Consider the following 7913-nt stretch of genomic DNA (forward strand, 5'->3'; position numbering starts at 1 on the left):
GCCCGCCCGACACGGCCTCCGGTCGGGCCGGGGGCGCGACAGCTCCAGGACGCGGCCGGGATTGGCGGGGCCCCGATCGTTCACGCGCACCTCGATCTCCAGCCCCGTCTCCAGATTGGTCACGCGCAGGATGGCGGGCAGTTGCAGCGTGCGGTGCGCGGCGGTCAGCGCCTGCGGGTCATGCACCTCGCCATTGGCGGTGCGGCGCCCGGCGCGCGTATCGGCCGCGACGCTGCCGAGCCCGGTCTGCACCAGGCCGAAATCCTCGCGCGGATAGGACCATACGCCGCCCAGCTGGTACGGCGCGCCAACCATGTAGCGGGGCTGCGGCGCGGGCTGCGGGGCGCAGGCGGCGAGGCCGGCCAGCGGCAGCAGCAGAAGCCAGCGGCGGCCGGGGCGCGGCATGCCGCGTCAGGCCACCCGGTCGGACAGCAGGCCCACGGCGAGCGCGTAGAAATCCGAAGGATTGTAGCGGCGTATCACGTTGAAGTTCGGGTAGATCGCGAAGGCCTGGCTGCGCGGGCCGCCGGGCAACAGGATCGCCGTCGGCAGGTCCAGCGCCGGAAGCGGCGCGCCATCGGCCCGCCGCACGCCGCGCCGCGCCCAGTCCCGCAGCGGCTTCGTGTTGTCCCGCCGGGCCTCACCGGGATCGAACCCCGCCGGCAGCGCGACCTCCCTCCCCCAGAGCTGGTCCTCGCGCCAGCCGGAGCGCGCCAGGTAGTTGGCGATCGAGCCGAGCGCATCGGCGCGGCTGTCCCAGATGTCGCGCCGCCCGTCGCCATCCATGTCCACCGCGAGGCGGTCGAAATTCGAGGGCATGAACTGCGGATGACCCATCGCCCCGGCCCAGGAGCCGCGCATGCGGTCGGGCGGGACATGCCCGCCATCCAGGATCTTCAGCGCGGCGATCAGCTCGTTGCGGAAATAGGCGGAGCGGCGGCCGTCCCAGGCCAGCGTCGCCAGGCTCTGAATCACGCTGAAATTACCGGTGAAACCACCGTAGTTCGTCTCCAGCCCCCAGATCGCGACGACCACGCGGGGCGTGACCTTGAAGCGGTCCTGCACGGCTTCCAGCGTCGCGCGGTTCTCGACATAGGCCCGGCGCCCACCCTCGATCCGCGCCTGGGACAGGCGGGCGTCGCGGTACTGCTCCCAGGTCTGGGTGAATTCCGGCTGGCGACGATCGAGTTCCAGCACGCGGTCGATCGGGCGCAGGCCCGACAGCGCGCGTTGCAGCGTCGCCTGGGACACGCCGGCGGCCCGGGCATCCCTGCGCACGCCGTCGAGGAAGGCGTCGAAGCTTTGCGTGGCCGCGCGCGCGCCGACCGGCAATGCGGCAAGGGCGGCGGTGAGCGCGAGTCGCCGTGTGATGGGCATGGCGGCTGGATGCCACAGGCGCGGCCGCCAGGGCAAACCCGGAAGATCCCTCCCAGCCTGGGACGGGCCGCACATGGGGGATACGTCCCGTGCATGACGCCGGCGCGGCGGCCTCGTTACCGTCGCTCGGATCGGGCCGGCGTCCTCCGCCCTGCGGTTGCGCGCCAAGACGAAGGGAGACGTCCATGCGGCACGCCGCGATCGCCGCCGCGCTCGCCGCCAGTTGGCTTGCCATCGGGAGCGGGCCCGCGCTGGCCCAATCCGACGATGCCGCGACGATCGCCGAGCTGCGCCGCCAGCTCGAGGCCATGCAGCGCAGGCTGGAGGCGCTGGAGGCACGCCAGCGCCAGCCCGCCGCGCCCGCCGTTGCCGCTGCGCCTTCCCGTCCCGCCCCCGCGCCCGCTTCCCGGCCCGCCCGGCCGCCCCGTTCCGCCGCGCCGCCGGCGCCGATCGCGCCCGTTCCGGCCGTCGCCACGCCCTCGCCGGCCGCGCTGGAGGAAACCGCGCGCCAGGCGGGGCGGGAGGCCGCGCTGGAGGCGCTGCGCTCCGACCTGCCCGGCATCGCCTTCCGCGTACCCGGCACCGAGACCCAGGTGCGGCTCTACGGCTTCATCAAGCTGACCTCCTGGCACGACTTCGACAGCCGCAACCAGACCGACGCGCCGCCGCCGGCGACCATCCCGCTGCAGGGCAGCGTCGCGGCGATGCAGGGCGGCGACTACGGCATGACCGCCCGCTTCAGCCGGATCGGCGTGGACACGCGCAGCGAGACCGGCTGGGGCCGCGTGGAGACGCGCATCGAAGGCGATTTTGGCGGCGGGCCGCCCACCTCCAGCAACGCCGTCTTCCGCCTGCGCCAGGCCTGGGCCGAGCTGACGCTGCCCGACAATGACTGGCGCGTGCTGATCGGCCAGACCAACAGCCTCTGGAACGAGGGCCTGTTCGAGACGATCATCGACGCCACCAACCTCAACCAGTCCTTCGTCCGGCAACCGCAGATCCGCGTGACGCGGGTCTGGGCCGATCCGGCTCTGAACCGCACCATCACCGGCCAGGTCGCGCTGGAGGCTCCCGAGACGAATTATGTGGGCGTCGCCGGCCTGGTCACGCCGACCCAGAACACCGACGGCAGCGCGAGCCCGGCCATCAACACCGCGCCCGACCTGCATGTGCGGCTGGGCTGGCGGCAGGACGGGTGGGAGGGCGTGCTGCGCGGCATGCTGCGCCAGCTGTCCATCAACACCAGCGGCACCACCGCCCCTGCGCCGCAGGGCGAGCAGGACATGCTGGGCTGGGGCGTGGCCGGGCATCTGCGCATGCCGATGAAGGTCATCGCCCCGGCCTTCGGCCCGGACGAGCTGATCGGCATGGCCTTCGTCGGCCAGGGCATCGGGCGCTACTTCTTCGGCAACACCGGCGGGCCGGACGCGATCACCAATCTCGGCCTGGCATCGGCCGCGGGCGGCTTCGACATGGAGGCGATCCCGTCCTGGGGCCTGACCGGCGCCTATCGCCGCTTCTGGACCACGCAGCTGCGGAGCAACTTCAGCTATTCCTGGTCGAAGCTCGACTACCCGGACTATGCGCGGCAGTTCACGCCGGGCTCCTCCTCGGCGCTGGCGCTCAACGACCAGCTGCAGCAGGTCTTCGCGAACCTGATCTGGAGCCCCTTCGCGACGCTGCGCGCGGACGGGTCGGTGGACACCGGCTGGCTCGATATCGGCGTGGAGTATCTCTACACGCGGCGCGACCTGTTCGGCGGCGCGGCGGCCGCGATGGGCGCGGGCGGGGTCGGGCACGGCATCCAGAACCGCGTGCTGTTCGGCGCCGTCGCCCGCTTCTGAGCGCCGCCCCGCCCCTTTCGCGGGGCCGGCGCATCGGTCTATGCCGGCGGAGCGGGATGGGTGGCCGAGTGGTTTAAGGCAGCGGTCTTGAAAACCGCCGTGGGTTCACGCCCACCGTGGGTTCGAATCCCACCCCATCCGCCACGGCGAGCGATCGTCGGCGGCGCCCGGCTTCAGTAGCCGCGCGGTCTCAGCCCTCCACCACCGCCACGTCCAGCAGCCGTTCCAGTACTTCCGGCTCCTGCGCCCCGGCGATGGCGTGGCGGCCCTGCACCACGAAGCAGGGCACCCCGTTGATGCCGAGGCGATGGGCGCGGAGATTGTCCGCATGCACGGCCTCGGCCTCCTGCGCGCCGGCCAGCGCCTGCCGCACGGCGGGCGCATCCATCCCGATCGCCCCGCCGATGCCCGCCAGCACGGCCTGGTCGCCGATATCCAGCCCGTCCCGGAAATAGGCCCCGAACACCGCCTCCACCGCCGCTTCCGCCAGGCCCTGCCGCTCCGCCAGGCGGACCAGCCGATGGGCGTCGAGCGAGGGCGGGATGCGGCGGATCCGGTCGAAGGCGAAGTGCAGCCCCTCGGCGCGGCCGAGCTCGGCGATGCTGGCGTGCAGCCGCCGCGCGCGATCCTCGCCGCCGAACTTGCGCATCAGGTAGTCCTGCCGCGCCAGCCCGCCCGGCGCGATGTCCGGATTCAGCAGGAAGGGCCGCCAGACGAGATCGGCCGCGAGGTCCGGCCTGGCGCGCAGCGTCCGCCGGAGCCTGTGGGTGCCGAGGTAGCACCAGGGGCATACCAGGTCGAAGACGACCTCGATCTGCAGCCTGGACCGCGGCGGGGCGAGGATGTTCACGCCGCTACGATAGCAGGGCTGCCGGGCCCCGGTGAACGTGTCGGCCGAAGGGAAATCGTCTCGCCGCCCCTGGCGGGCTCCGCCGCGGCCGCGCCCGCCAGCATTGCCTCGGCGAGGAGGCGATAGGCGGCCTCCCAGGCGTCCCGCACCGGCGGGGTGAAGCCGTCGCCGAGACCTTCCGCCAGCGTGGCGACGAGTGCCCGGCCGAAGGTGTCGTAATGGGCGGGCCGCACGCCGTGGCCGGCATGCCGCCGGCCCAGCTCCGCCACCGCCGGCAGCAGTCGCTCGGGCTTGCGAAGGTGGTTCACCACGAAGGCGAGCGCGGACATCAGCCTGCCGCCCTGGTCTCCCATGTCGGCATGCCGGAACAGCCGGGTCAGCGAGGGATCGAGGTTGAACAGCCGTTCGTAGAAGATCGCGGCCGCCATGTCGCTGAGCGGCGCGATGATGCGGAAGCTGCGCTCGACATGCGCGATCTGGTTCGGCGTCATCGCGGGTGTCTCCCCTCTGCGCGCCGGATGCTGGCGGATGCGCATGTCGCCGCGATTGCGGGGGATGGGTCCGAATGTTTCGCCGGTTTCGCGGCCCGGCGCGACGACCCGCGCCGGCCCCTACCAGCGCGGCAGGGGATCGTAGGGCACGACGGGGCTTTGCGGGTTCCGGTCAGCCTGCACCGCCAGGCCGGCGGCCGCGGCCGCCAGCACCACCACAAGCGCAGCCAGGATCCAGATACGGCGACGCCGCGGCGGCTCGGTCATCGGCGCACAATAGTGCTGATGGTGCATGTGGTCCACTTAAGGTTGTGCGCATGTCGAAAGCAACGCCGTTTTAGAGAATTGCCGGACGGCAGCACGATTGCTGCTCATGAAACCCCGGCGCGCCGCCATCCGCATCACGAAATTGCCACAGCCCCGGCGAAGGGTGCCGGTGGGCGGGACGCCGGAGGCGGAGTTGCGCATGGGTCGCTGCCGTCAAATACTCGTGACGCACGGGGGAGGAGCCGCATTGCGCGAGGATCGGGCGGGACCCGCCGGGCAAGCCTGCGGGACCGGAGAACGGGGATGAGCCAGGGCGGACCGCTGGATCCGCTGTCGCCGCTCAGCCGGCTGCGGCCTGTCGGCGCCGGCGCGCCCGATGCGGCGCGGGGCGCCGGCCTCGCGAAGACCGAACCCGACCGCGCCCTGCTCGGCCGGGTGTGCTGGCTTCTGGTGCTGGTCGGCGGCGGCCTCGCCGCGATCCTCACGCTCGGGCCGCGGATCCTCGACATCCGCGACACCGGCTGGATCCTGCATGGCAGCCTCGGGCCGGATCCCGTCGCCTACTGGCTGGCCTGGCGTTATTTCGCGGTCGCGCCCTGGTCGCTGCCGCTCGGCCTCAACCCGGCCTATGGCCTCGAATTGTCGAGCGCGATCTTCTTCGTGGACGTGGTGCCGCTCGCCGCCTTCGTGGCGAAGCTCCTGCTGCCCTTCGTCGAGATCAAGCAGTACTGGGGCCCCTGGCTCGTGCTGAGCGCGGTGCTGCAGGGCGCGATGGCGTGGCGGCTGCTCGGGCTCGCGGTGCAGGATCCCGTCTCCCGCGGCTTCGGCGCGCTGCTCTTCGTGTTCCAGCCGCTGATCCTCAACCGCTACGGCGGGCATTTCGCGCTGGTCTCGCAATGGGCGCTGCTCTGGGCGCTGTGGCTCTGCCTGCGGCCGGAAGGCCGGCGCCAGGCCCTGCAATGGGCCTCGTGCCTCGGCCTCGTGGCGATGCTGAACCCCTATGTGCTGACGATGTGCGCCGGCCTCTGGATCGCCGACCTCGCCGCACGCGGCGCGCGCGCGGGGCGCATCCGCCCCTTCCTGCGGGAGGCGGCCGGGGTGCCCGCTGCCGGTCTCGCGGGGCTCTGGCTCGCCGGCTACTTCACCGTGCGCGGCGAGGTGGAGCCGATGGGCGTGCATTACGGCCATTCGCAGCTCGACCTCACCGCGCCCTTCGACGCGGTGGAATGGGGGCGGCTGCTGCCGGCGCTGCCGGGGCTGCGCCACTGGGAGCATGGCGGGGCCTATCTCGGCGCCGGCGCGCTGGCGGTGCTCGCGCTCGGCGCGGTGCTGGCCTGGCGCGGCGGGCTCGGCGGGGCGCTGCGGCGCCATCGCGCGCTGCTGGTGGTGCTGGGCGCCATGCTGGCCTTCGCGATCTCCAACCGCGTCGCGATCGGCGGCCATGTGCTGGTGGAGATCCCGCTGCCCGGGCCGATCATGCACCTGGCCGACATGCTGCGCGCCTCGGAACGGTTCTACTGGCCGCTTGCCTATGCGGCGCTGTTCGGCGGCGTCGCCCTGGTCGCGCTGCGGCTGCCGCAGCGATGGGCGCGGCTGGTGCTCGGCGCGGCGCTCGTGCTGCAGGTGGTGGATGTGGATGCCGGCATGGCGAAGTTCCGCGCCCTGGTGGCGGAGGCGCCGCGGCAGGCGGCGGAGCGCCTGCCCGATCCCTTCTGGTCCCAGGCGGCGCTGCGCTACGGGCGCGTGCGCGCGGTGCCGGCGGCGAATTTCGGACAGGACTGGGAGCCCGTGGCGCGCTTCGCCGCGCGGCACCGGCTGCCGACCGATGCGGTCTATCTCTCCCGCGTCGAGGCCGAGGCGCTGCGGCGGCTGAATGCGCGGACGGTGGCGGACTTCGCCGCGGGCCGCTGGGAGCGCGGCACGCTCTACATCCTGCGCGACGAGGACACGCTGCGGCTGGTGATGCGGCGGGCGAACCCCTCGCGCGACCTGCTCGCGGTGGTGGACGGATTGCAGGTCTTCGCGCCGGACTGGCAGGCGCGCTGAGGGCGGCGCCCGCCGCGCCTCAGCCGGCCGCCGCGGTCGGGTCCGCGCCGAGCCGCCGCGCATTGGCCTCGGCACGCGCGAGCAGCGCGTAAAGTGCGGCGGCCTCGGCCTCGGTGAAGCCGGCGAGCAGGATCGCGTTGACCTGCTCGTGGAACCCCCGCAGGTGCCGCAGCGCCTCCGCCCTTTGCTCGAGGAACACGACGGTCGCGCGCCGGTCTCGTGGATCCGGCCGCCGCCCGACGAGCCCCTTCTCCACCATCCGGTCGATGATCCGCGATGCGGCGGGCCCCGCATTGCCCGTGTAGTCGGCCAGTTCGGACACCGAGAGCCCGTCGCGTTGCCACAGCGCGCTCAGCACCACCCATTGCGGCAGCGTCAGGTCGTGCGGCGCGAGCAGCGCGTTGCAGAGCGCGTTCGTCGCCGCGGTGGCGAAGTTGAGCGCGCGCCCGATCGAGCGCGGACGCCGGGGCGCGGGGTCGCAGGCCATCGAATTCATTTACATGGCATCAAATTACACGTAACCTAATACGGCCTGCCCGGATCCATGGGAAGGCAGTCCACGGAAAGGGAGAGGAGCGCGGCATGACGAAGAAGGTCCTGATGATCGGGTGGCATCCATCCGCCGTGGATTACGCGAAGTATCCCGGGCTGACGCCCGAGAAGCTCGAAGCCAGCCTGCGCGCGGACGAGACGCGACTCAAGGAGGCCGGCTACGACGCATCCCTCGCCTTCATCCGCAGCGCCGAGGGCGCCGCCGCGGAAGCGGAGGCGGCCTTGCGCGGCGGGCCTTTCGACGTCGTCCTGATCGGCGCCGGCGTGCGGCGCGACGAGGCGCATGTGCTCGTCTTCGAGCGCCTGGTGAACGTCGTGCACGAGCACGCCCCCCGCGCCCGCATCGCCTTCAACACCGGCCCGACCGACTCCGCCGCCGCGATCCGGCGCTGGGCCTGACCGCGGGAGGGTCGGCGCCCCCCGCCCCCCCCCCGCGGGCGCCCCCCCCCCCCCGCCCCCCCCCCCGCGCCCGCCCCCCCCCCGCCC

9 protein-coding genes and 1 tRNA gene are annotated in these 7913 nt (G+C 72.9%); 4 read left to right on the forward strand and 6 right to left on the reverse strand.

Annotated features, from left to right (window positions below):
- Positions 1–405, reverse strand: a 405-nt coding sequence (locus AC1MIR_RS04155) for a septal ring lytic transglycosylase RlpA family protein (RefSeq protein ID WP_480026913.1), incomplete at its 3' end; no start/stop codon positions are given.
- Between the two features lie 6 nt (positions 406–411).
- The gene (locus tag AC1MIR_RS04160; protein ID WP_480026914.1) at positions 412–1377 is read right to left on the reverse strand and encodes a lytic murein transglycosylase; all 966 of its coding nucleotides are present in this window, start codon (positions 1375–1377) and stop codon (positions 412–414) included.
- 185 nt (positions 1378–1562) lie between these two features.
- Between AC1MIR_RS04160 and AC1MIR_RS04165 the strand changes: the two genes are divergently transcribed.
- Together AC1MIR_RS04165 and AC1MIR_RS04170 are read left to right on the forward strand one after the other, a co-directional pair.
- Entirely contained in the window at positions 1563–3221 is a 1659-nt protein-coding gene (locus AC1MIR_RS04165; protein WP_480026915.1) for a DcaP family trimeric outer membrane transporter, read from the forward strand.
- Positions 3222–3275: 54 nt separating this feature from the next.
- A tRNA-Ser gene (locus AC1MIR_RS04170) sits at positions 3276–3365 on the forward strand.
- 46 nt (positions 3366–3411) lie between these two features.
- On the opposite strand, the gene AC1MIR_RS04175 is transcribed toward AC1MIR_RS04170, so the two are convergent.
- The 3 genes from AC1MIR_RS04175 to AC1MIR_RS04185 all read right to left on the reverse strand — a co-directional run bounded on the left by AC1MIR_RS04175 (position 3412) and on the right by AC1MIR_RS04185 (position 4829).
- Positions 3412–4071 (reverse strand): DsbA family oxidoreductase, encoded by a 660-nt coding sequence (locus AC1MIR_RS04175; protein WP_480026916.1) that lies wholly within the window; start codon positions 4069–4071, stop codon positions 3412–3414.
- Complete coding sequence (locus AC1MIR_RS04180; RefSeq protein ID WP_480026917.1) at positions 4068–4562, reverse strand: globin family protein; 495 nt, start codon at positions 4560–4562, stop codon at positions 4068–4070. Before AC1MIR_RS04180 ends, AC1MIR_RS04175 begins: the two co-directional genes overlap by 4 nt.
- Before the next feature lie 120 nt (positions 4563–4682).
- Positions 4683–4829: a hypothetical protein gene (locus AC1MIR_RS04185; RefSeq protein ID WP_480026918.1), complete on the reverse strand. Its 147-nt coding sequence runs from the start codon at positions 4827–4829 to the stop codon at positions 4683–4685.
- A gap of 303 nt (positions 4830–5132) precedes the next feature.
- Between AC1MIR_RS04185 and AC1MIR_RS04190 the strand changes: the two genes are divergently transcribed.
- Positions 5133–6875, forward strand: a complete 1743-nt coding sequence (locus tag AC1MIR_RS04190; protein ID WP_480026919.1) for a DUF6311 domain-containing protein — start codon at positions 5133–5135, stop codon at positions 6873–6875.
- Between the two features lie 19 nt (positions 6876–6894).
- Here AC1MIR_RS04190 and AC1MIR_RS04195 read toward each other — a convergent pair whose 3' ends face one another.
- Positions 6895–7371 (reverse strand): MarR family winged helix-turn-helix transcriptional regulator, encoded by a 477-nt coding sequence (locus AC1MIR_RS04195; RefSeq protein ID WP_480026920.1) that lies wholly within the window; start codon positions 7369–7371, stop codon positions 6895–6897.
- Between the two features lie 86 nt (positions 7372–7457).
- Between AC1MIR_RS04195 and AC1MIR_RS04200 the strand changes: the two genes are divergently transcribed.
- Positions 7458–7826, forward strand: coding sequence for a hypothetical protein (locus tag AC1MIR_RS04200; RefSeq protein ID WP_480026921.1), 369 nt, complete (start codon positions 7458–7460; stop codon positions 7824–7826).
- Positions 7827–7913: the final 87 nt, after the last annotated feature.

The organism is Falsiroseomonas sp. RANM36 (assembly GCF_056682175.1).

Excerpts from the sequence above, each read along its gene's own strand:
- AC1MIR_RS04160 (WP_480026914.1), bottom strand. The coding sequence starts at position 1,377 with ATGCCCATCACACGGCGACTCGCGCTCACCGCCGCCCTTGCCGCATTG.
- AC1MIR_RS04165 (WP_480026915.1), top strand. The coding sequence starts at position 1,563 with ATGCGGCACGCCGCGATCGCCGCCGCGCTCGCCGCCAGTTGGCTTGCC.
- AC1MIR_RS04180 (WP_480026917.1), bottom strand. The coding sequence starts at position 4,562 with ATGACGCCGAACCAGATCGCGCATGTCGAGCGCAGCTTCCGCATCATC.
- AC1MIR_RS04185 (WP_480026918.1), bottom strand. The coding sequence starts at position 4,829 with ATGACCGAGCCGCCGCGGCGTCGCCGTATCTGGATCCTGGCTGCGCTT.
- AC1MIR_RS04190 (WP_480026919.1), top strand. The coding sequence starts at position 5,133 with ATGAGCCAGGGCGGACCGCTGGATCCGCTGTCGCCGCTCAGCCGGCTG.
- AC1MIR_RS04195 (WP_480026920.1), bottom strand. The coding sequence starts at position 7,371 with ATGAATTCGATGGCCTGCGACCCCGCGCCCCGGCGTCCGCGCTCGATC.
- AC1MIR_RS04200 (WP_480026921.1), top strand. The coding sequence starts at position 7,458 with ATGACGAAGAAGGTCCTGATGATCGGGTGGCATCCATCCGCCGTGGAT.